Origin of the sequence: Phaeobacter sp. CAU 1743 (assembly GCF_039839315.1) — a bacterium.
Taxonomy (GTDB): Bacteria; Pseudomonadota; Alphaproteobacteria; order Rhodobacterales; family Rhodobacteraceae; genus Phycobacter; species Phycobacter gallaeciensis_A.
Genome location: NZ_JBDOQR010000016.1, coordinates 55,746 through 79,737, shown reverse-complemented (window position 1 = coordinate 79,737; position 23,992 = coordinate 55,746). Strand labels below are relative to the sequence as shown.

The following is a 23,992-nucleotide window of genomic DNA, read 5'->3' as shown; positions in this document are numbered from 1 at the left end:
AATCGGCCAAACCGCCGCTCAGGCGGCCAAGACGGGGCGAAAATCGCTGGAAATGACGCCTCAACCGCCCCAAACTGCCCTCAAGCGGCAACATCGGCGCAGCCGAAGACGTTGTTCAGACGTTCCTTAGGTGAAAATGTGGCTGGTTAACCTTTTTTCATTTACTCGCAACAATTTGGATAAAAATATATTAAAAAGAATGTGTCGATAATTTGAACTTCTTTCGCCTTAAGTGCGGAGGAGTGGGTGTAGGAACGGCGCGTGGGGGCGCGGCTTATCAGACCCTTCGATTACAGACGTGTGTTGCCGGCTGCTGCCATGCCGGACCTGTACAAATTGAATGCCTCCGCAGGATGCGGTGTGTCCGACCTATGGGGTTTGGTGAGGAATGGGGATTTTGATGACGGACCTGTTGCACAAAAATAAAGTTCGGATGCTGTCATTTGCTTCAGTCGATACTGCTGGGCAGGGAACCCTGGTTTTGAAACGGCTCAAGGATGAACCTCTACGACAGGCGATGACAGCGCAGGCCGCCAATGCCAACGTGGCGCAATGGATCGGTCCGTCACAGTATGAAACGACGCAGCCGCTGCACTACCGGGCCTCGCGTCCGTCGTTTTATCGCAGCGCTGGAAAACGGGCCCTTGATCTGCTGCTGACCCTGCTGTCGTTGCCTGTCACCTTGCCGGTGGTGCTGGTCTGTGCGCTAGCGCTTGCGCTTGAAGGCGGCAGCCCATTTTATACGCAGGAACGTCTGGGCCGGAATGGCCGACGCTTCCGTATCCTGAAGCTACGCACCATGGTGCCGGATGCCGATGCTCGGCTGGCTGAATGCCTAGCGCGGGATCCGGCCTTGCGGCAGGAGTGGGATGCTACGCAGAAACTGAAGAACGATCCCCGCATCACCCGTGTTGGCCGTATCCTGCGCGTCACCTCCTTGGATGAGCTGCCACAGCTGTGGAACGTGATTACCGGCGAGATGAGCCTTGTCGGTCCGCGTCCGATGATGCCCGAGCAGCTGAAGCTCTACGGCGATCCGCGCGACTATTTTGACCTCAAGCCCGGCCTGACGGGGCTGTGGCAGGTATCGGCCCGCAACGAAAGTACCTTCGCCTTCCGCGCCGCAGCTGATTCCGAATATTATCGTGCGCTGAGCTTTGGCTGTGATATTGGTCTGATCTGGCGTACCGTCGGCGTGGTTCTGAAAGGTACAGGATATTAATCCCTGTTTGGTAAAATGCAGTCGCGAAGCGGGTCCGCGCCGGACGTGTCATTTCTGGTGCGGGCGCTGCTTTGCTGCCATGGACAGGTCAAGGCGCGCTGCAGGCTTCTTTCGCAGGGGCAAGATGTTATGATCCTGAATTTGGCAAGGCCGCGGCCTCGTGGCAAAGCTGTGATGAGAATATGAGCAAGGCATGACGCAACAGGGTTTTAAGAAATTTCGGCGGCGCGCACAGGTTCAGCCCGAGGCGCAGCAACAGGTGCGCCCGAATCCGGATGAGGCAGGGTTGGAGAATGTATCGCCCGGCCTGCAGTCCGAAACTGCCGAAATCCTCCCCACCACCTTGCCAAGCCCATGGGAACGGTTGGCCAGAATCTCCTTTGATCCTGACCGGGGGGGCCGTGATGGTGCGCCGCTGGCTTCAGCCGTGCGGACTGATCCGGCTGGGCGCGCATTTGATCTGCTGCGCACGCGGCTGTTGCAAACCCTGAAGGCCCGCGGCTGGAACCGGGTTGCCGTCACTGCGCCCACCGGGGGCTGTGGGGCCACATTCTGTGCGGTCAATCTTGCGCTTAGCCTGGCGCGGGTACCGTCTAGTCGGACCATCTTGATGGATCTGAACTTTCGTAGCCCCGGCGTGGGTCCTGCGATGGAGCTTACGGTGGCTGGCGATATGGCTGGGTTCTTGTCTGGAGACCAACCGACAGAGCAGGCGTTGGTACGGCCTCTTGAGACATTGGCGGTTGGGCTGAATGCAACGCCAGACCTGAACGCAGCTGAAATCCTGCATGACAGCCGCAGCGCTGCGGTGCTGGATCACATGATTGAGGATCTCGATCCGGAAGCGGTGATCTTCGACCTCCCTCCGATGCTGGAGTATGACGATGCGGCGGCTTTCCTGCCGCAGGTGGACGGGGTTCTGGTGATTTCGGACGGGACGCAAACTACGGCGGCCCACTTGGCGGCATGTGAACGGATCCTGAACGGTAACGCGCCTTTGTTGGGGGTGGTGCTGAACCGGGGCCGCGCGACCGCCGACATCGGGCCTGTCGCATAACTTCCGCCAACCGGTCAAAGTTTTGCCTGCTTGCCATGGTGTGTATGGCTCAGCAAACTGTGCACGTTAATCTGCTTTGCGGTGCGGCCGCGGCAAACCAAGAGATGATGAATGGGTCCTATCTACTCCTTGCCGGATCTTCTGGACATGCTGCGCCGCCGCGCGGTGGTGATCCTTGTCATTGCCGTACTGGGTAGTTTGGTGTCGCTGTTCCTGGCGGCTCGCCAACAGCATTTCTACGAAAGCTCCGAAGTTATCCAGGTGGCGCAGCCAAAAATTGCGGATGATCTGGCCAAATCAACAGTCGAAGGGTCGACCGCGCGGCGGATGCAGTTGATCGAACAGCGGCTGATGGCGCGCAGCACAGTTCTTGAGATTGTCGATACCTTGGGTCTTTATGCCGACCTGCCCGACCTTAAGCCGTCGGAACTGGTGTCTTTGGTGCGCGAAAACGTTTCGATTACAGGTGTGGCTGCGGTGCGCGAAGGTTTCGCTGATGATGGCACCATCGCGGTTCTGACCATCACCGCGCGCATGCCCAGCCCGGAGGAGGCTCAGGCGGTTGCCGCGGAATTCGGGCGCCGTACGATCGAACTCAGCGTTAACTCCCGTATCGAACAGGCACGCGAGACCCTTAACTTCTTTGCCGCAAAGGAAACCGCCTTGGCAAAGGAACTGGCGGAACTGGACGATGAGATCGCCTCCTACCGGACGGAAAACGATGTTGCCCAACCAGGAGCGCTGGAGATCCGTCAGTCGGAAATCGCCTCATTGAACGAGGCACTGCTCGATATCGCGCGGGAGCAGATCCAGATCCGTCGCGCCGCAGATCAGGCGATGGCCAACGAACGCCCGGCGACGGCGCAGCGCATGCTGGAGGAATTCGAGGAACAACTTGCGACGCTGACCGCGCAAAGCGATCTTTTGACCCGGCGCAAAGCTGAAATCGAGGCATCGCTGGAAACTTCGCCAGAGGTCGAGCGTCAACTGGCCGCCTATGATCGCAGGCTGCAACAGCTGCAAGGGGAACTCGATACGACCCGCGCCCGCCGCAACGAGGCCGAGATCGGGTTTCGCCTTGAAACGTCGCGCCAGTCGGAGCGGCTTACAGTGCTGGAGCCTGCCGCCCTGCCGGATTACCCAGTCACTGGCGGGCGTAAGCGTAAGGCGCTGCTAGGCGGTGCTGTCAGCGTGATGGTGGCGCTGATGGTTGCCTTTCTGCTGGAGCTGAGAAAACCGGTGCTGCGTTCAGCGATTCAGATGAAGCGTGAAACCGGCCTGATGCCAGTTGTCACCATTCCGGAAATCAAGGCTCCGGGGGCCAAGCGACGGTCCGGGAATAAGGGGCGGTCTTGAATGCCTTGCGTATTTTGGGGCGGATGAAACCGTGGTCGGCGTCCTTTGCTAAGGATCAGGGGGTCAGCGCCCTGATCAGGGTTAGTACAGCATCCTGATGCCACCAGAGGGCACCGCTTCCGACCAGAACAACCAGAAAGCCAGAAACCAGATCGTGCAGGGGATCCCAGGCGCCGTGGCGACGGGCCAGCCAGATCAGCACCGGATAGGCGCCCAGCATCGCCAGTCCCAGCGCTGCAATACCGCCGGGCAGCCCGAACCAGTAGCTGCCGAGTAAGAAAAGTGCTGTTTGCAGCAGGGCGCGGCTGGCGGTGAAGACAAAGAACGCCCGGCTATCTCCGGCGGCCAATGCGGCTTGATCGTAGGTCATGGTGATGACGGCCGGGGCCAGTGCCAGTGAGATCAGTACGATCATCGCGCCCGCCTGCTGATAGCGCGCATCATAGAGCAGAACTGTCAGCCAGGGGCCGATCCAGGCCATAATCAACAGCAACGACAGGATCACGGCGCTCAGACCTGCGCGCAGCAGGCGGTGTTTGCGCCGGTTTTCTGGCGGCCCATCGGCGGGCTTGTCGCGGTAGACCGGAATCATCAGCCTCTGGTTCACCGCATGGCCCAGCAGCATCGGGAAACTCGCCAAAAAGTAGCCGATATTATAGACGCCCAGCACGTCCAGCGGCACGAAGCGGCCCAGAATGGCCCGGTCGCCCTGCGAGGTCAGGAACCAGAAGGCCGTGGAGAGAAAGATCCATTTTCCAAAGCGGATCAGCTCCTGCGCGGCGCGGGGTTCCCAGCGAAACCGGTTTGTCTGCCCTGGCAGGCCAAAATGGGTCAGCGCCAGTTTCGCCGCGGCCTGAATGACCCCGCCCAAAACCAGCGCCAGAACCGATCCTGTTGCCCATGCCAAAAGCACCATAGCGCCGATGCCAAGAGCCTGTGCCGCGAGATCCAGTGCAGTGAGGCGCCCGACCAGCAAGTGCCGGTGCGCAGTTTCAATGCGGGTCGGGTTGAAGCCTGCGATGGCGAGGCCAATGCCGGCAATCGGCAAGTAGAGCAGCAGATCCGGGGCCTGATAGAGCCAGGAAACAGGCCAGGCCAGCAGCAGAGTCATCCCCCAGAGACCGAACCCGCGGACAACTTGAATGGTCCAAGCGGTGTTGAGAAAGTCGGGATCATCGCCGCGTTCATTCTGCGCAATGGACGGGCCGATCCCGACATCGGAAAACAGCGAAAGGCCAACGGTCACCACACTGACCAGTGCCATCAGGCCAAAGGCTTCGGGGAACAGCAGCCGGGCCAGGATCAGATTGGCGCCAAGCCGCAGAGCCTGGCTGCCGCCATAGCCGATCATCATCCACGAGGCCGAGCGCAGCACACGCGCCAGCAGCCCCTGGCCGGAAAACAGCGCGGCTTGCTTCAGCATCTGACCTCCTGATGGTTTTCCTGCACGCTAGGCAGGGCGTGGCGGCAGGTCAATCTGCATCATCCTTGCAGTGCCGGACATGGGCGGAAGAGTATGAAATTTCGCGACAATCGCCTGCACCCACGTCGATTGATGCAGCGGGGTGGCAGGTCACGGCCGGGAGCTAGGCAAGCCTGCAACCAGCCGCTAGTCTGCGGCAAAAGTGGGGCGCGGCCGATACCGGCAGCCGCGCAGGAAACGGGGCCGTGCTGCAGTGAAAGTCGCTTATGTTCTGAATACCTACCCGCAGCCGTCGCACAGCTTTATCCGCCGTGAAGTGCAGGCGCTGGAGCGGCAGGGGGTGGAGGTGATCCGCCTTGCGATGCGCCCCAGCGAGACGGTTTTGGTTGATCCGGGAGATCAGCGTGAGGGGCAACGCACCCACTACGTTCTGAAGGCAGGTCCCCTTGGGTTGCTGGCGGCGCTTCTGGCGGCTGCCGGGGCGACGCCGGGACGGTTTCTTGCGGCGCTGAAACTCGCCATGCGGATGGGGCGTGTATCGGCGGCAGGGCGGCTGCGGCACCTGATCTACCTTGCAGAGGCCGCCTATGTGGCGCGCCGCTGCAAGGCCGCCGGGGTTGATCACATGCATGCGCATTTCGGCACGAATGCGACCACCGTTGCGCTGTTGGCGCAGGAGCTTAATGGGGTGCCGTACAGTTTCACCACGCATGGGCCTGAGGAATTCGATGCCCCGCATGCCTTGTCGCTGGGGGAGAAAGTGAACCGCGCAGCCTTTGCGGCGGCGATCAGCAGTTTTGGCAAAAGTCAGCTCAGCCGTTGGGCGGATTTCGGCAGTTGGGACCGGCTGAAGGTGGTGCATTGCGGGATCGAACCGGAAAAGTTCAGCGACCCCGCCCCGATGCCGGGCGGCGCGTTGCGGTTGGTCGCCATCGGGCGGTTCGTGGAGCAAAAGGGGCAGATGCTGCTCTTGCGGGCCATGCGCCAGATCGTGGCTGAGAACCCCGAGGTGCATCTGACGCTGATCGGGGATGGCGAGATGCGCCCGGATCTGGAGGCAGAGATCCACCGCGCGGGCTTGCAGGACCACGTCAGCCTAACAGGATGGTTGGACGAAGCAGGGGTGCGGGCAGAATTGGCCGCGTCGCATGTGCTGGTCATGCCCTCCTTTGCCGAAGGTTTGCCGATGGTGGTGATGGAGGCCATGGCCGCCGCCCGTCCGGTCCTGGCAACCTATGTGGCGGGCACTCCCGAACTGGTGGTCGAGGGGCAAACCGGCTGGCTGGTGCCCGCCGGGGACGCGCAGGGCTTGGTCGATGCGGTCGCAGAGATCGCCAAACTGCCACAGGAGAGGTTGGCCGCCATGGGAACAGCCGGGCGCGCGCGGGTCCTTGAGCGCCACGACAGCGACCGGGAGGCCGAAAAACTGGCGGCATTGTTCCAAGAGAGCAAAGCGGTGGACTGTCCACAAACGCGGACTGATTGAGCCAAGAAAACCTCTCCGTACATACAAGCTAGCAAAGGGGCTCTCCCGCCCATCTTGCCCACGGCAGAGCCGCGTGTGCGACGGTTGGGCCTGGCGCCGCGCAAGCGCGGCGCGGTGGCGTCAGTCCGCAGGCGTCAGGAGGCCTAGCGACCTCTCGCCCAGCGTGTCTTGGTCCTGAACAGTGGCGTTTTTACCGTCAGGCTGACCAGCGCATAGGCGGCAAACCCCAGCGGGGCGCGCAGGAAGAGACGCATCAGACCCGATGCGCCGAGGCTGCGTTTGTCATCGTTTTCCAACAGATGCGGAAATCGCTTGGCGATTTCCTCGACGCCGACATTCTGCCGTCTGCGCACCCGCACAAGATTGGCAAAGCCTTCGACCATCGGCCAGTCATAGCGGGCGGGCACACGAATGCGCTCGGCAGGGGCAAAGGACAGCCGTGCGAATGTGTCGTCCGAGATGATGTCGGGCCAGTCCTGCCAGCGCTCACGCCCGGTACGGGTCATTGCAAAAAGGCCAAAACCGGGGGCGCCATCCGTGACAAAGGGCAGTCTGGACCAGAACTGCCCATAGGCGCGGGTCAGGCAAGAGCGGGCCCGGGCGACACGGGGGCTGCCACTGGCATAAAGCGGTCGCTCCGGCGTCAGAGCTCCGGCCAGTTGCGCCAAGAGAGGCGGGGTAACAGTGACATCGGCATCAAGATAGACCAGCACAGCGCCCTTTGCACGGGCATCCCCGGCGTTGAGCGCGGCCAGCTTGCCGCCCTGTGGCAGGTCGATCACCTTGCGGCTCCAGCCTTGGGGAAGGGTGACAGAACGGGCAATTTCAGCGGTGTCATCAGTGCAGCCATTGGCCAGCACCAGAACCTCGGCCGAGCCGGGCAACGGATCAGAGGCATAAAGTGCCTCAAGACAGGGGCGAATATACGCCGCCTCGTTATGGGCCGGGATCAGCACCGATATCAGCGGTGTCATTTCACCGCCTCCAGCACCCGCCAGCGCGGGTTGTCGTCGCTGAGCGTGCGCCGCGCACCCCAGCTGCCCCATTTGCCGGGCACAGCCACATCGGCATAGGCCGCGAACAGGGTGCCGCCATGCTTGGCCCAGCCGGTCAGCATCTTCGTATAAAGCGCGGCCATTTCCTCGGTGTAATTGAAGTGGGTGAAAAAGCCGGTCAGCTCTGCGTCCTCGACCATCTGGCCGACACCCACCACATGGCTGCCGCCTTCGTACATGATCAGATCGAGCCCGTATTCTTCGGCAACGGATTTGTGATAGGGCAGTTCCTTGCCCAGATAATCGGACATGGAGCCTCTGCCGTCTTCGCTGAGGAGGCCATCCTCGATTTCCAGCGCCGCCTGCGCCGTTGCCACATCGTATTGATGCGCCTCGATATAGGACGCAGCCTCAGCGCCCTGCAGCCCCAGATCAGCGGCGGCAGCGCGGGCCCTGTCGCGGCTGTCGGCGATCCAGGCGCGTACCATGGGGGCGCTGTCGCGCAGGCCCAGCGTGCCGCCGAAATAGCCGGTAATCGCATAGGCATCGAAATAGCGCGCCGGGGGCAGGCGGTCAGGTGCTCCGGCCACCCAGAGCGGTGCGTTCAGCACCTGTTCCTCAAGGCCCGGCCAGCCGGTCTGACTGGAAATCACCCGCACCAGTCGTTGGTCGGCGTCTGCGCCAAAGACATCGGTCCAGATCCGCGACATTTCCGCAGCGCGTCCGCCGTAGAACTGCATCCAGAGGTCGCTGCCGCCCCAGAGGCTGCGGGCCTGCTCGTCTGCCCATTGGGCCTGTGCAAATTGCCAGTTCCAGACCTCGTTGGAGTATTCCACATAGGCACGTAGATCCTCGTCCAGGCCGCCATCCACCAGCTGGGCGAAATTGCGCAGATAGCTGTCGTCGGCCATATGGGGCATATTGAACCAGGGATCGGCGCCCAGCGTATTGGCCAGCGCCAGCAGGATCTCGGCCGGAACGCCCTTGCGCGCCCAGGTGTAGTCGGAGACCTCCGGGCGGTCTTCCCAGCCAACCTGTTCGGAATCGTTGGTCTGCATCCAGTCCATAAAGCGCAGCACGTCAAACCCATCCAGCATGTCGAGCCAGAGTGGGTTGAACAGGGCGCCATCTTCATAGGCCTGCAGTTGATCGGCGCGCACCACGGTGATGTTGCGGACATAGTCCGCCCCGCGCCCAGTACGCTGAATGCGGATTTCGACCGGGCCGGGGCCGGGGGTATAGTCAAAGGTGACCTTGCCCTTGCGGTAGCGGACGTTTTCGGCGCGGCCCGAGACCTCGACAATGCCGGAGCCGTCAAAGCGCAGCACATAACGCCCGGCAAGCGAGTGCGCCGAGGCGGGCAGATCGGTCAGAATGACGGTGCCGATGGAGCCAAGCTCGGGCGGCATGGCGGTGGGCCAGCCTTGCGGGTCCAGATAGCCTGCAGCGGCAAGATCGTCATGGCCGACACCGCCCCAGCGCCCAGGCAGGTGGCCGATCCACGGGCGGGCGGTTTTGAAGTGGTCAAGGAAAGGCGCCTGCGGGCTCCAGTCGGCGACCTCCATCAGGTTCATGGCGATCGGCTGGCGCGGCGGTGCCTTCGCAACAGTCTCGACCGCAGTGGCAGAGGTCGCAACCTCGGCGTTGAGGCGCGGCGTGACGGGGTCGGAGGGCAGCGGCGGCGGGTCGGGCGGCAGGGCGGCGGTGCGCACCTCCTCGCCTTGGGCCGCGGCCCAGGCGATCTCCTGCAGCCGCCGGGCCAGCGCGGGCTCAGGCGCCGGATAGGCTTTGCCCCAACGATCCTGTAGCCGGTGCGGCAGACCCACCGGGCTGTGTCCGGTCAGAACCGCATATTGTAGCGCGCTGATATAGTAGAACCCGGTGGAATTTGGGTGGATGTCATCGGAAAAGACTTCAGAAATCTCGGTGAGGCCCGGCACCGTTCCGGCCCGGATGGCATCGTCCAGACGCGCCATGGCCTGCCCGGCGGGAAGTAGGCGCATATCACCACCGACGCTGTCGTTGACTTCATCCACCACAGCCTGCCAGCGGGGCAGGTCTTGCTCCAGCCGGTCACGCCAGGCGATATCGGCGCCTTCGTCAAACGGCACCTCGGTGCCGGTTCCGCTGCTGAGGCTGTGCCAGGTTTCCTGCAGATAGACAGCGGCATCGGGATTGGCATCCTTGGCCAACTGGTAATAGCGGGTGACGGTCTCTTCGGTATTGCTCCATTTCAGGTGATTGGCCAGCGGAAGACCCTCGGTGAGGATCACCGCGTCGACTGGGGTCTGGAGCCGCTCGCGGGCGTTCACCCCTTCGGCGCTTTCGCCGTGCTCCCAGTTGTAGCTGAGCGGCGCGCCATTGATGATCTGCGCTTCGACGGTGGCACTGCTACTGGACTGGCGCAACAGCTGTTCCAGCATGGCGGGATTGTCCTGGCCAAACAGCGAATGGCCCACCATCAGGACCGAGGTGATCAGTGTTTCAAGGTTCATCCGTTCTGGCCTGCGTCAGAGAGACCCGTGCGGGGGATCCCTGTCACCACCTGCCAGACGATTTGCTGCACCGTCTCGGCAGCGGCCGGTGACAGCGCCGTCGCTGCCTCTCCATCCGGACGCGACAGCTGGTGCGGCAGGCCAACAGGGGAGCGGTGATAAAGCACGGCATAGTGGGCGAGGGCGACAATATATGCACCCAAGTCATTGATATGAATAGTGTCCTGTGCGCCTTCCGGTGTCTTGGCGAAAAGATCCGAAACATCGCTCAGCCCGACGATCTGGCCAGCATCAATGGCCCGTGCGACAGCGGCCATGACCTGTCCGGCGGGGATCAGGTAGACCGGGCGTTTGGGATTGCGACGCGTGTCTGATCCGAGTAGCTTGCCCAGCCAGAGCCGGTCCAGATCGCTTGCGATGCGCGCCTGCCAGCCGTCCGGGTCATCAAGGTGATGCCAGGTCTCATAAAGATAGATCCGCGTGTCAGGCGAAGCATCACGGGCCAGCGCGGCCCATCGGCGCATGTATTTGGCAGAGCCGAAATACTTCACCGCGTCGCGCAGCTCGACCATTTCTGTCAGCACCACCGCATCATAATCGCCGGAACCGATGGCCTCTTTGGCGTCGCGCCAGATGGGGGCCTGATTCACCAGATCGAAATGAAGGATCGTCTCCTCTGGCTCCCAGTGCTGCTTTAGCGATGTGCCCGACCCGAGCTGGCTATTCCAGCTGTGCCCCTTGGGGGCGAGCTGCGCCAGCATGTGCGGCATCACAGGGCCAACCAGAGAGTGGCCAAGGTGATAGACCTTCATTGGCTGCTCTGGTGGGGAAAGCTCGGGGACTGGAAACGGCGCGGCCTGCAGGGGCAGGCTGGCCCAAATCCCGTGCAGGCAGGTCGTCAGCGCCAGAAGCAGAGATCGTTTTCCCATTGCTCACGCCTCCAGGCTTGCTGCGGTGAAAATGATACCTTCCCCGATGACATAGGCACCGTTGATCCGGGCGCCAGTGCGAAACGGCGGGCGGTCGGAAGTGAAGGCGGCTACGAAACGCCCGCGCCGGAACGTTTCACCCGCGTCTTCTGGTTTGATCTCCAATTCCATGCCGTCAAAGCCGAAAAACTGTTCACTGACAGTATACTGGCACTTATATGCAGCTTCCTTGGCGGAGAAGATCAGCTTGGCCATCTGGCCGGGGTTGTCCTGCGAGGTCAGCCAATCCTGTTCGCGGGCAGAGCAGATCGCCGGGCGCAGGTCGTCTTTCAGGGGCGTGTCTTCCTCGACGTCGATGCCAATGGCGCGCCGGGTCTGTGTTGAGGTCACGGCGGCAAGGGCGCAGCTGTGGGTATGGGTGATCGATCCGGTCAACCCTTTGGGCCAAATGGGCGCGCGGGATTTGGCAATCACGATGGGGCAGGGTGCCCGGCCAAGATCCTGCATCGCCCGGTGCGCAGCCGCCCGCCCGGCGGCAAATTCGCGGCGGCGTTTATCCACGGCGCTGGGCGACAGGCAGGCGCGCTCTTGCGGGAAGGGATCGGGCAACGCCCCCAGCGGGTTGGCCGCCCCCAGCGATATGCCAGCGCCAAAGAGCGGCCGGACCAGAGCCAGCCGCGCATCGGTTGTCTGATCAAGGGGGGCGGGGCTGTCAGTTACCATCCGGTCCGGGCTTTGCGGCTGGCGCGCATCGCCCGCCGTTTCGACATGGTTTCCGATTTGGCCGCCTCGGCTGCGGCGGCCTGTTCTGCATCGGCCGGATCATCCGGCGATTCCGCGCCGCCTGCAAGCCCTTCGATATGGGCGGCAAGACCGGCGAGCGTCGGGAAGCGGAAGATGTCGGTGATCGACAGTTTCGGCACCTCAAGCGCAATGCGGATGTCCCTGTGCGCCTGCACCGCCAGCAGGGAATGGCCGCCAAGGACAAAGAAATTGTCCTGGGCGCCGATCCCATCGAGACCAAGAATCTGCCCCCAGATCGCGGCGATCTTGCCCTGCGCGCCGCCCTTGGGAGGGGGCACTGCGGTGGGTGCGGCAACCCGCGCCGGTTTTGGATCCGGCAGCGCCTTGCGGTCGATCTTCTTGTTGGGGGTCAGTGGAAACGCATCCAGAGTCACGATATGCGATGGCACCATCACCTCGGCCAACCTGGCCGAAAGTGCCTGTTTCAACGCAGCCTCCTGCACCGGAGCAGAGGTGGTGATATAGCCGACCAGTTGTTCTCCCGCGCCGATCTTGCGCGGCATGACAACCGCGCCGGTGACGCCGGGCTGGACGGCCAGGGCCGCTTCAATCTCTCCAAGTTCAATACGTTGGCCGCGGATCTTCACCTGATGGTCGGTCCGTCCCAGGAAATCGAGCCGCCCATCCGCGCGCCAGCGCACCAGATCGCCGGTGCGATACATCAACCCGCCGCCAAAGGGATCGGGGACAAACCGCTCCGCTGTCAGTTCGGGCCGTTGCCAATAACCTGCGGTCACGCCGTGTCCGGCGATGAACAACTCCCCCGGTGCACCGATGGGCTGCGGCGCGCCCTCAGCGTCCAGCACGTAAACTTGGGTATTGGCGATGGGCCCGCCGATATCGGCAACGCCTGCCGGGACGCCATCAAGGGTCTGCATGGTCGACCAGATGGTAGTTTCGGTCGGGCCGTACATGTTGTGGATTTGCCCGGGTCCAGCCTCGCGCAGATCACCGGCTAGATCGCCGGGCAGCGCTTCGCCCCCGACCAGAAGATGCTTAAAGTGCGGCAGCACCATGCGGGCCTCATCGTTCTGCACCATCATGCGCGCCATGGAGGGCGTACATTGCATATGGCTGATGTCATGGCGCAGGATCTGCGCCGCAAGTGAAAAGTCGTCCGTGGCCAATTCTTGCGGGGCGTTAGACAGGCGCAGCACCTCGGCCAGCGGTTTAAGCCCCTCGAGCACCACGTCAGGCGCGATTCCATAGTCGATGAGGCAGGCAATCTCGTCCACGCCGATGCGCTTCAGTTGCTCGACCCGGGCGACGCCATCCTGCACGGTGCCGAACAGGCCTGAGTCCTCGAAATAGCGTTCGAAGGCAAAGTCGAGAATCGCGTCCAGTTCTTCCTCGGACAGGATGCCAAGATCCATTTCAAAGGGATTGTTGACGCCTTTGGGTTTCTTAAAGGCGGGGAAGGCCCAGGCGTATTGCTTGATCAGACCCGCGGCAGAGCGCAGGTAATCCTTCATCGGCTCGCGCGCGGTCTGACGGGCCTCCTCGCGGCTGTCGGCCAGATAGGTGTGCAGCATCAGCGTTACGGCGAACTCCGCCGGATCATGCCCGGCGCCGCGCAGGGCGTCGTGGTAGATGCGGATCTTGCCTGCGACCTCATCGATGCTTTGCCCCAACAGGTGGGTCAGCACATTGGCGCCGATCTCGCCAGCCTCGCGCCAGGTGTCGGGGTTGCCAGCCGTAGTGACCCAGACCGGCAGTTCGCTGGACACAGGGCGAGGCTGTGTGAGCACCGCATGGGTGCCGCCATCCTTGCGCGGGAAGGCGACCTCTTCGCCACGCCAGAGTTTGCGCACGGTTTCGATGGCGTCGTACATCGCCGGTTTGTTGGCCGGCGGCGTATTCTCGGGGCGCAGGATGAAATCATCCGGTTGCCAGCCTGCGGCAAAGCCGATACCGGCGCGCCCCGCCGTCAGGTTGTCGATCACCGCCCATTCCTCGGCGATGCGGGCGGGATGGTGCAGCGGCGCCACGCAAGAGCCCGAGCGCACACCGATATTCTGCGTCACCGCCGCGACGGCTGCCCCGGTGACCGAGGGGTTCGGGTAGGGACCGCCAAAGGCGTGAAAGTGCCGCTCGGGCGTCCAGACCGCGTTGAACCCATGCTGATCGGCGAATTTCGCACCCTCCAGCAGCAGGTTGTATTTGCGTGGGCCGGGGCCATCATCATTGCCCCAGTAGAACAGGTTGAAGTCCATCTTGCGGTCCGAGATGGCAATTGGCCCGTTGGATAGCTGCAGGCGGCTTTCATCGCTGGAGAGCACCAGTTTGAAGCCGCGCGCGAGGGTCCAGAACAGCTCCAACACCGAGATATCAAAGGAGAGGCTGGTCACCGCGAGCCAGGCATCGCCGGGCTGATGGGGAATGCGCGCATCCATTGCGGCAAAGAAATTCGCCACATTGGCGTGGCGCACCATCACCCCCTTGGGCAGGCCGGTAGAGCCGGAGGTATAGATCACATAGGCCAGATCCTGTCCGGTGGCGCCGCCATCAACAGGCGCGACACTCGGGGCGGGGGCATCCGCGCCATCCAGTACCAGCAGTTGCGCGCTTGAGGCGGGCAGGCTGCCTTGCAGGGCGTCTTGTGTCACGATGACATCGGCGCCGCTGTCCTTGATGAAATGGGCAATCCGATCCGCAGGATAGGCGGGGTCGAGCGGCACATAGGCGCCGCCTGCCTTCATCACCGCGAGGGCGGCCACCACCAGATCCGGACTGCGGGAGACGTAGATCCCCACATGGCTGCCGGGTTTGACGCCCATGTCCTGTAGTCTGGCCGCGACCCCGTTGGCGCGGGCATTGAGGTCTGCGTAGCTGAGGCTCTGATCCTCGAATACCAAAGCCGTGGCCTCGGGTGTGCGGGACACCTGCGCTGCAAATGCGGCGTGGATGGTCTGATCCGGTCCCGTGTCTGCGGCTGTCTGGTTCCAGTCGTTGAGCAACGCCCGGCGCTCACCCTCGGGCAGGACCGGCAGATCGGCGAGAGGGCTATCTGCGTGATCCGGGGTGGAAATGGCGCCCAGCAGCAGCTCCAGCCGCGCGGCGAGCAGCTCCGCGGCCTTTGGTGTCAGCCGGGCACCATCCACATGGAGCGCAAGCACCCCATCCGCCCATGACACGGTCGCGACGCAGCCTGGCAGAGCTGCATCCCGTCCCATGGACAAACCAATGCCGGGCTGTGCCTGCGGTGCCAGTTCCGGCGCGCGGGCAATCAAATCCTCGGCAAACCCGCCTGTTGCGCGGGCTTTTTCAATCTCTTTGGCGACGCGGTCCCGCAGATCCCCGAAGGTGTCGTCGCGCTGTCCCTGCACTGGAACCCAGCCAGAGACAAGCCCCGCCAGCGGTGTCATGGTCTCAAGGCTGAGGGCAATATCGGCGACCTCTTCCCCCGCGCTGCGCAGGGCCCAAGTCAGGACTGCGGCGGCGATCTGTGCCTCTGTCAGGCCATCCGGCGCTGGAATGGGACGGCGGGCGAGGCCGCTGTCACCGGTCGGTTCCGCCAGGGGAACAGCGACCGGGCGCATCGCTGCCAGCGCGCGGCGCCAATGGCTTTCGCCTTTCTGTGTCTTGGCAAGGGCTTCGGTGATCGCGTGCTTTTCCGCGTCACTCAGGATCGGGAGCGCATCGCCGGACTTAAACAGATCGACAGGCGCCCGTTTGCGCCCCGCTGGATCGGTCAGACCGCTGAGCCGCACTGCGCCATCGCCGCAGGCCACGGTCAGGCTGTCCTTGCTGACCTCGATCACACTGCCGGGCGCGCCGGTGCCCTCCACCGCGTCAGCACTGCCGACCAGCAGGATATTCTCGCCGATGGCGCATTTCGCGGCGCAAAGCGGGTTCCAGTAGCCGCCAAAATCAAGCGCGCGCACCAGACGGGTGATCGCCGCCGCCGGGGCGGTAAAATCGATCAGCGCGCCTGCCGCGGGCCGGTCGCTGCGGGCGTAATAACTGCGCTGGCGCAGGTCCTGTGGTTGACGGTTTAGTGTGCCTGCCTCCAGCTGGTCTATCACCGTGCCAAAGCTGTCCATCGCGGCGGCATAGCATTTGGAGTTGAGGCTGAAGGCGGTGTCATCCGTTGCCACATCGAACAGGCGCTGGGCGAGGATATCGCCCTCATCGATGCCGCCTTCGATCATGTGCCAGGTGATGCCATAGCTGTCGGCGCCCTCAATCAGCGCCCAGTTCGGCGCGTTGAGGCCGGCGTAACGTGGCAGCGGCCCGTCGTGAAAGTTCACCGCGCCCTTGGCCGCCAGCGTCAGCACCCGGTCGGGAATCACACGCAGGTTGGCAATGGAGAGCAGCCAGTCGAAACCCTTGGTCAGTCCATCTGGGCTGGCGTGCACTGGGATTCCGTGTTTTTCGGCCCAGCTGCGAATACCATCATCCTGCGACACGACGGCAGAGATTTGATGCCCGCGCGCCAGCAGCGCATCGCCGCATCCCACCGCGAGGGATTCATTGCCGATGATGACTGAGGAAAATTGACTCATTTCTGTTCCTCCGGAACATGACTGTGAGGGCGCGTTTCACGTATTGCTGTCTTGGAGCGGATCGCCGACCGCAGCGCGTGGATCAGCAGATCGCGCAGAAAATGCGGCGCATCTGCGGCTGGCTTTTTCTGGATCAGTCGCCGCAGCCCATAAAGGCCGCAGCCGAGGACGCGCGCCAGGGTGGCGAGGGCGGCGTAGATCACCCCGTCCGTCTTGACGAAATAATGCATGCGGGAATCGAACCAGTAGGTCGGTGTGCGGTCCCAGGACTTCATCCCGGTCGAGGCCGAGCCGAGATGCGCCACGGTGCTGGTCGGCACGTAATGCGTGCGCCATCCGGCCTGCGCGGCGCGCTTGCACAGATCCGTTTCCTCGAAATAGAGGAAAAAACTTTCGTCAAAGCCACCGATATCCTCGATCACCTCGCGGCGGATCATCAGGCTGGCGCCGGCGGTCCAGTCGACCTGGGTCTCTTGCTGCGGCATATCCATCGCCACCACCGCATGAGACAGCAGCCGGGTCACGATACCGGTGCGGGCGGCCATTTCGAACTCTCCCGCGATCGAGGGGAAGCGGAAGGCGGTGCGGTGAGGCACATCATCCGTGCCATGCACAAAGGATCCGGCAAGGCCCGCGCCGGGGCTGGAAAGGAGAAATTCCCGCAGCCGGGAAATCGTTGTGCCCTCTACAAAGGCATCGGAGTTCAGCAGGTAATAGAACCCCGGCGCGCTGCCATCGGGCAGACCGGCCTCCATGCCGATGTTCATGCCCGCGCCAAAGCCACCGTTGACGGGCGAACGGATCAGCCGCAGTTTGCCGCTGTCCAGCCAGCCCCGGCTGGCGGCGCCTGCCTGCAACTCTTCCCATGAGTTATCGCCCGATCCGTTTTCCACGATCACCACGGCGCCGGGCAGATCTTCCATTTCCGCCAACGCTGCCTCTGCCGCCTGCAGTGTCATCTGCGGGGTGCGGTAGTTCAGGATGATGGTCAGAACGCTGTCGCTTTGGGACTGTGGGGGAGGGGCCATGGACATCTACTCCGCCGCCTGATTGCGCACTTGCCCGGCATGTACCGGTGCTGGCGCAGTATAGCCAGCCTCGGCCCGGTCCAGCCGCGCTTTGACCTCAGCCGCCAGAACGCTGACGTTGGGTACCAGTACCATGCTGTCGTGGTCACCGGGCACTTCGATCACCTCGATCTCCGGCGCCCAGCGGGTCCAGTCGTTGTCGTCAAAGACATACTCCCGCTCGGTGCTGACCCAATTGCCACCCGAGACCTGCCAGTGCTGGTCCAGTGGCGGACGGAACAGCGACATGGCGCCGTCCCAGGGCTGCAATTCATAGCTGGCAACAGCGGCGCGGAAGCCCATTTCGATCTGCCGGTTGTTAAAGGCAGGCGCGGCGCCTGCATCGTTGCTGCCCTGGCGGCGTTGGCGTTTTGTGATCTCCCAGGCAACGCGGTTGCGCGCCCATTCCGCCAGATAGGACGGTCCCTTGCGGCGCAACTCCTGCAGTTTGATCAGCGCCTTGTCCTGTCGGCTCAGCGGTGGGCGCACCGGCAGCGGTGTGTCGAGCAGGACCAGCGCTGCGGTTTCCTCTCCGGAAGCCTTCAGCTGCTGCGCCATTTCATAGGCCGTGATGCCACCGCCCGAGAAACCGCCCAGAAGATAAGGCCCCTGCGGCTGGATCTGCCGCACCTCGTGCAGGTAATCGGTGGCGGCCTCGGCAATGTTGTCGTGTGGCGCGACGTCCCCGATCAACCCGCGCGCCTGAAGGCCGTAGACCGGGCGGTCGCTGCCCAGCATCTGGGCCAGATGCCGCAGGTTCAACACGTTGCCAAACATGCCGGCCACAAGGAAGAAAGGGCGCCGTCCGGTGCCATCTCCGGCGTGAAGCTTGACCAGATGGGTAAAGGGTTCTGGCCCTGCGTCATCGGTAGTGTCCGGGGACTGCGCGCTGCCTTCGGTGGTCACGCCGCCACCTTTTCGGGCGATAATCCTGGTTGCCAGATCGGCAACACTTGGGGCTTCGAAGAGGACTGACAGGGGGAACTCGACGCCAAAATCCCGCTTGATCTGGGCAAACAGCCGCACCGCGATCAGGGAATGCCCACCCAGATCGAAGAAGCTGTCGCGGGTGCCGACCTCGCCCACACCCAGAAGGGTCTGGAAATATCCCGCCAGGACCTCCTCAACCGCGTTTTCCGGCGCTACGTAATCAGTGTCGAGCTGCGGGCGCTCAAAACTTTGGCTGTCCGATGGGGCCTCGGAACTGGTCATCTTGGCCTGTTCGATCAGGGCAGGCAGATCAAGAGCCGAGACCACGATTTGCGACAGGCCGCCGGAGGTTGCCGTAGCAAGGGCGCGCGACAGGGCCTCGCCCCCGTCTTCGGCGCGGATGCCGCTTGCGATATTGTGGTGAAGGCGGCGTTCCTCGGGCGACAGGGGCTGAGCGCTGCCCCCTTTGCCCATGGCAATATCGGCGGCGCTGACATCAGCCGCCGCAGTTGCAGCGGGAGCCAGAGCCTGCGTCATCCGCTGCATGCGGAAGCCTTCGATCTCGACCAGAACCCGCCCTGTATCATTGCATAGCGTCACGTCGAATACGGCGGTCCCTTCGCCAGCGGCGTCGGCGGCTTGCGCGGACAGGCGCATGTGGCTGTGGATTGTCTCGGTCAGTGGCGCATGGATGCGGATGGCCCGGTACGACAGGGGCACCCAAAGGTGGTCAGGGCTATAGCCCGGCGCCAGCGCGATGGCCCAGCCGGTTGCCAGATCCAGCAGCCCCGGGTGCAGAATCGTTCCGTCGGATTTGGCCGCATCGGCCAGTTGTAGTGTCGCGATCCCTTCGCCGCTGCCAAAGGCCATGCGCTGCAGCACATGCCAGCGCGGGCCAAAAAGCAGGTTGGCCTCCTGCGGGGATTTCAGTCGCGCGGCATCGGTTTCGGTCTGCGACGGGCAGCGGGCGGCAAGAGCGCTGAGGTCAACCGGCGCCGCCGTGGTCTGTGTTTCTGCAAATGTCACCTTGGCCTCGGCATGCAGGGCATAGCCTTCGCCGCTGGCGGTGTAGAAGGACAGCGCGTAGCCGTCTTCCTCGGCCAGCAGCCGGATCAGCAGATCTGCCGGGCTGTCATCGGCGACTACAAGCGGGCGCAGGAAGTAAAGGTCGTGCAGTTCAAAGGCTGGCAGCGCGCCATCCTCGGCCATGCCAAGGGCCGTCATCGCCTCTGCAGCCAGTTCGATGTAACCGGTGCCGGGCATCACTGCGGTGCCATCGGCGGTGCGGTGTTCATTCAGCAGCCAGTGTTGGGCTGCATCCAGTCGGGTGCGGTAGATACAGTTGCCGCTGCCATCAAATCCTTCGCTGTCCAGCAGGGCCTGTGCGCAGGGTACAGGGTCCGAGGGGCCGTCACTGCCTTGCCGGGCGGCCATCGCTTCGCCTTGCCGGGCGGCCATCGCTTCGGAAGCCATGCCGGTATCGGCCCAGACGCCCCAATCCACCGCCACGACACGGGTCTTGCCGCCCCGGCGATGCGCCGCCCAGGCGTTGAGGTATTCGTTGGCGGCGATGTAATCCACCTGTCCCGCCGGTCCCGTCACCGTCGAGGATGAGGAGAACAGCACCATCAGATCAAGGCTGCCATCGGGAAACAGGCTGTCCAGTACACGCAACCCGCTGACCTTGGGTGCCAGGACCTTGGCGATCTGTTCGTCCGATTTCGCCAGCAATGGCCCGTCATCGATACTGCCCGCGCCATGGATCACCCCGGTGAGGTGGCCAAAGCGGTCCTCGGCGGTCTTTAGCGCGGCGCGCATCTGGCCGGAGTTGCAGACATCGGCGGCCAGCGGCAGCACCGCGCCCTTGCCGATCTCCTCCAGGGCCTCGACCGCGCGGATGCGCGTGGCGGTGCGGTTGGCGGGGCTGTGACTACGCAGATATTGCGCCCATCCGCCGCGTTCGGGGAGGCCCTCGCGCGAAATCAGGATGACATTTGCGGCGTATTCTTCCAGCAGGTGCCGGGCGATTGAGAGGCCAATGCCACCATAGCCACCGGTGATCAGATAGGTGCCCCCTTGTTTGAAGGTGGGCAGCTCGGCAGGCGGCAGTTCGACCGGGCGCCAGTCCAGCTCATAACGTTTTTCACCGCGCCAGGCGGCGGCTGTGCTGGTTGGCTCGGCCAGAAGTTCCTCAAGCAGGCGAGAGGAGATATCTGGCGCCGCCGCGCCCTTGATCCGGGCCAGCAGACCGGTTTCTGCGCGGGGCAGCTCGATATCCACCGTGGCGCAGGAGAAACCAGGCAATTCGCGCGGGATCACCCGGGCAGGACCGGCGATCATCGCCTTTTCCGGATCCGGCAAAGCCTCGTCCCGCAACTGCACGGCGCCGGTGGTGAAGACGGTGATGTGCGGCGGCTGGGGCAGATCGGCGCTGCCAAGCTCCTGCGCCAGCGCGGTCAGGGCGTAAAACCCGGTTTCCAGATTGCGGTCAAAGAAGGAGCTGCCGGGGCGGAAAGTCTCGCCTTCGGTCGCTAGCCAGAAATGCGCAATCCGGGTTGGCAGCATCTCGGTCCGGGCCAGATCCGCCAGCAGTGCAGCATAGCCCGCGCGGCCCTGTTCGGGCGCCAAGATGTAAGAGGTCGGCGATAGCTGCGCATAGGTATCCCCCGGGCGCAGGCGCACCACGGCGTGCCCTGCCGCCACCAGCCTGTCCGCCACCTGAGAGGCAAGGCCGATGTCGTCTTCGAAGATCAGCCAGCATTGCGGGTCCTGATCCAACTCGGTGTCAACATCAAATGCGCAATCGGCAAGGCGCGGGCGCCACGCCGCTCGGTAACCCCAGTTGTCGATGTCATCGTGGCGGGCGGGCAGGGGAGCCTCTTCGACCTGCGCGGCGGTGCCGGGTTCGATGAAATAGCGGCTGCGCTGAAAGGCATAAGTGGGCAGCGGCAGGCGATGGCGCTTTGCCTCGCCCCAGATCTGATCCCAATCGGCGTCATACCCACAGGCCCAGAGTCGTCCGATCACGCCAAAGAAATAAGCATCATCCATCACATCCTGTTCGGGATGGCGCAGTGAGCTGAGCGCCTGTCCGGGGGTGACCGCCGGGGCCATTTGCGCCAGCGCGCTGAGCGCCTTGCCCGGGCCGACCTCCAGAAAAATGCGGCCCGGCACCTCGGCCAAGCTGTCGATGCAGGCGCCAAATTGCACAGTGCCGCGCAGCTGGCTGACCCAATAGTCGGGATCGCTGGCCTGCTCTGACGTCAGCTGGTCGCCGCTGCGGTTGGACATCACCGGGATCTGCGGCGCCGACAGGGTCAGACCGCGCAGGAAGGCGCCGTATTGCTCAAGGATCCCGTCCAGCATCCGCGAATGGGCCGCAATATCGATCTGGATCCGCTGATGGTCGATGTCGCGTGCGCTCAGGTCCTTTGCCAGCCGGTCCAGCGCGGCCTGCGGACCGGAAACGGCTGTCAGGCGCGGCGCGTTGACGCTGGCGATATCGAGATCGTCACCGATCAGTGCCTCCACCTCGGCCAGCGGCAGGGAGACGGACAGCATGCCCCCCGCAGGCACGGTGTCGAAGAGCCGCCCGCGCAAGAGCACCAGATCGATGCAATCCTCGAATGAGATCACCCCTGCCAGACAGGCGGCGGTGTTTTCGCCCATGGAATGGCCGACCAGCGCAGCGGGGCGCACGCCCCAGCTGATCCAGAGCTGCGCCAGCGCGTATTCCACGATCATGATCAGCGGCAGCTGCACCGAGGGCTTTTGCAGGGCTGCATTCGCGGCCTCTTCCTGCCCCTCTTCGGGGAGCCACAGGGCGCGGATGTCATAGTCGAGGCTGGCTTGGAGGTGATCAATCCCTCGGTCCATCCTATCGGCAAAGACCGGTTCGGTCTCGTAAAGGTCGCGCGCCATGCCCGCGTATTGTGCACCGCCGCCCGGGAACATGAAGACGACCTCGGGCGCATCGCCCAGATGGTCGTGTGTAAAGACCTTGCGTGGATCGCCAGTCTCCAAAAGATCGGCGGCCTCGCTTGCGGTTTCGGCCACCAGCACCCGACGCTTGGCAAAACCGCGCCGCCCTTCCTTCAGAGTATAGGCCACATCGGCCAGATCCACCTCGGGGTTCTGGCGCAGCCACGCGGCCAGCGCGGCGCTGTTGTCGTCAAGCGCCGCCTTGGACCGGCCCGAGATGCAGAGCACATGGAAGGGGAAATCGCTTTCCTCGGAGGCGGCGCGGTCCGGCGCTTCCTCCAAAATGACATGGGCGTTGGTGCCGCCAACCCCCAGCGCGTTCACCGCAGCACGTCGCGGTCCGGAATGGGACTGCCAGTCGCTGAGAGCGGCGTTGACCTTGAATGGTGAGCCGTCGAAATCAATGGCCGGGTTTGGTGCCTCGTAGCCAAGCGAGGCCGGGATCTGCTGATGTTTGAGCGCCAGCGCGGTCTTGGCCAGCCCAGCGACCCCTGCGGCCGTATCGAGATGGCCAATGTTGGTCTTGACCGAGCCGATGCGGCAAAAGCCGCTTTCCTCGGTGCTGTCGCGGTAGGCTTCTGTGAGGGCGGTGACCTCGATTGGATCACCTAGGTAGGTTCCGGTGCCATGGCATTCCACATAGTCGATGGTCTCAGCCGTCACATCCGCTGCCGCCAGCGCTTTGCGTACGGCAGTGGCCTGTCCTCCGACCGAAGGCGCCAGATAGCCAGCCTTGTCGGCGCCGTCGTTGTTGATCGCGGAGCCTTTGATCACGGCCCAGATATGGTCGCCATCGGCGATGGCATCCTCCAGCCGTCTGAGCGCCACCGCCCCAGCACCAGAGCCGAAGACGGTGCCCTGCGCCCGGTGGTCAAAAGCATGACAATGGCCGTCGGGCGACAGGATCTCGTTTTCCTTGTAAAGGTATCCACGCCCCTGCGGCAGCTCGATGGTGACGCCGCCTGCCAGCGCCATGCCGCATTCCCCTTCGCGCAGCGCCTTGCAGGCGTAATGCACCGCCACCAGAGAAGTCGAGCAGGCGGTCTGAATGTTGACCGATGGCCCTTTCAGATCAAACACATGGCTGACGCGGGTCGACAGGAAGTCCTTGTCGTTGCCGGTGTGGCGCAGCAGGAACATGCCGACCTCGTCCACCAGGGCCGGGTTCGAGCAGATGTTGAAATAGAAATAGCTACCCATGCCGCAGCCCGCATAGACCCCGATGGGTTCATCCAGGCTTTCGGGCGGGTGGCTGGCATCCTCCATGGCACCCCAGGCGACCTCAAGGAACTTTCGGTGCTGGGGGTCCAGAATGGCGGCTTCCTTGGGGCTGAAGCCAAAGAAATCGGCATCGAATTCGTCATAGCCCTCAAGACGCGCGGCGGCAGGCACATAGTTGGGATCGCTGAGGATAGAGGTGCGTTCACCGGCTTCCAGCAGGCTCGCCTCGTCCAGCACTTCGATGGATTCAATGCCGTCACGCAGATTGCGCCAGAACGCAGCAGCTGACTCGGCGCCAGGCAGGCAGACGGAAAGTCCGACGATGGCGATGTCACCGGAGTAGGCGTCGGCGCGTGTTTGGCTCTCGTCTTTGTTTCCCAACTTAGTCTTCACCTTTTACGCGTCTTACGCATCAACCCTGAACCGAAACCCGCAGCGCCGTGAAAGTGGAACGGCCGGTCGTCTTTTGTCAATCCCTTCAACCCCTTGTCGCGCCCGGTTAACCTCTGTTCCGAAATAGG

Annotated in this window: 12 protein-coding genes; 4 read left to right on the top strand and 8 right to left on the bottom strand. The window is 63.3% G+C overall.

Annotated elements, in window-relative coordinates; translation table 11 throughout:
• Positions 1-481: 481 nt before the first annotated feature.
• From AAFO90_RS08745 to AAFO90_RS08735, 3 genes are all read left to right on the top strand, one after another.
• The gene (locus AAFO90_RS08745; RefSeq protein WP_347509154.1) at positions 482-1,222 is read left to right on the top strand and encodes a sugar transferase; all 741 of its coding nucleotides are present in this window, start codon (positions 482-484) and stop codon (positions 1,220-1,222) included.
• A 193-nt stretch (positions 1,223-1,415) separates the two neighbouring features.
• A complete protein-coding gene (locus tag AAFO90_RS08740) occupies positions 1,416-2,279 on the top strand; it encodes an exopolysaccharide biosynthesis protein (RefSeq protein ID WP_347509153.1) in 864 nt (287 codons plus the stop codon).
• 111 nt (positions 2,280-2,390) lie between these two features.
• Positions 2,391-3,635, top strand: coding sequence for a DUF874 domain-containing protein (locus tag AAFO90_RS08735; protein WP_347509152.1), 1,245 nt, complete (start codon positions 2,391-2,393; stop codon positions 3,633-3,635).
• A gap of 55 nt (positions 3,636-3,690) precedes the next feature.
• On the opposite strand, the gene AAFO90_RS08730 is transcribed toward AAFO90_RS08735, so the two are convergent.
• Positions 3,691-5,058, bottom strand: a complete 1,368-nt coding sequence (locus tag AAFO90_RS08730) for an oligosaccharide flippase family protein (protein WP_347509151.1) — start codon at positions 5,056-5,058, stop codon at positions 3,691-3,693.
• A gap of 253 nt (positions 5,059-5,311) precedes the next feature.
• On the opposite strand from AAFO90_RS08730, the gene AAFO90_RS08725 reads away from it, so the two are divergent.
• On the top strand, positions 5,312-6,544 hold the full coding sequence (locus AAFO90_RS08725; protein WP_347509150.1) for a glycosyltransferase family 4 protein: 1,233 nt from the start codon (positions 5,312-5,314) through the stop codon (positions 6,542-6,544).
• A gap of 143 nt (positions 6,545-6,687) precedes the next feature.
• Here the strand turns inward: AAFO90_RS08725 and AAFO90_RS08720 are convergent, their stop codons facing one another.
• The 7 genes from AAFO90_RS08720 to AAFO90_RS08690 are packed head-to-tail and all read right to left on the bottom strand — an operon-like array spanning position 6,688 to position 23,852.
• Positions 6,688-7,518, bottom strand: coding sequence for a glycosyltransferase family 2 protein (locus tag AAFO90_RS08720; protein ID WP_347509149.1), 831 nt, complete (start codon positions 7,516-7,518; stop codon positions 6,688-6,690).
• A complete protein-coding gene (locus AAFO90_RS08715) occupies positions 7,515-10,034 on the bottom strand; it encodes a hypothetical protein (protein ID WP_347509148.1) in 2,520 nt (839 codons plus the stop codon). Before AAFO90_RS08715 ends, AAFO90_RS08720 begins: the two co-directional genes overlap by 4 nt.
• Positions 10,031-10,963 carry a hypothetical protein gene (locus AAFO90_RS08710; protein WP_347509147.1) on the bottom strand — a complete coding sequence of 311 codons (933 nt, stop codon included), beginning with the start codon at positions 10,961-10,963 and terminating at the stop codon, positions 10,031-10,033. The genes AAFO90_RS08715 and AAFO90_RS08710 overlap by 4 nt, the downstream gene beginning before the upstream one ends.
• A gap of 3 nt (positions 10,964-10,966) precedes the next feature.
• Entirely contained in the window at positions 10,967-11,686 is a 720-nt protein-coding gene (locus AAFO90_RS08705; RefSeq protein ID WP_347509146.1) for a 4'-phosphopantetheinyl transferase superfamily protein, read from the bottom strand.
• Positions 11,680-16,272, bottom strand: coding sequence for a MupA/Atu3671 family FMN-dependent luciferase-like monooxygenase (locus AAFO90_RS08700; RefSeq protein ID WP_347509145.1), 4,593 nt, complete (start codon positions 16,270-16,272; stop codon positions 11,680-11,682). The genes AAFO90_RS08705 and AAFO90_RS08700 overlap by 7 nt, the downstream gene beginning before the upstream one ends.
• Complete coding sequence (locus tag AAFO90_RS08695; RefSeq protein ID WP_347509144.1) at positions 16,269-17,300, bottom strand: glycosyltransferase family 2 protein; 1,032 nt, start codon at positions 17,298-17,300, stop codon at positions 16,269-16,271. Before AAFO90_RS08695 ends, AAFO90_RS08700 begins: the two co-directional genes overlap by 4 nt.
• 6 nt (positions 17,301-17,306) lie before the next feature.
• Positions 17,307-23,852, bottom strand: a complete 6,546-nt coding sequence (locus AAFO90_RS08690; RefSeq protein WP_347509143.1) for a beta-ketoacyl synthase N-terminal-like domain-containing protein — start codon at positions 23,850-23,852, stop codon at positions 17,307-17,309.
• Positions 23,853-23,992: the final 140 nt, after the last annotated feature.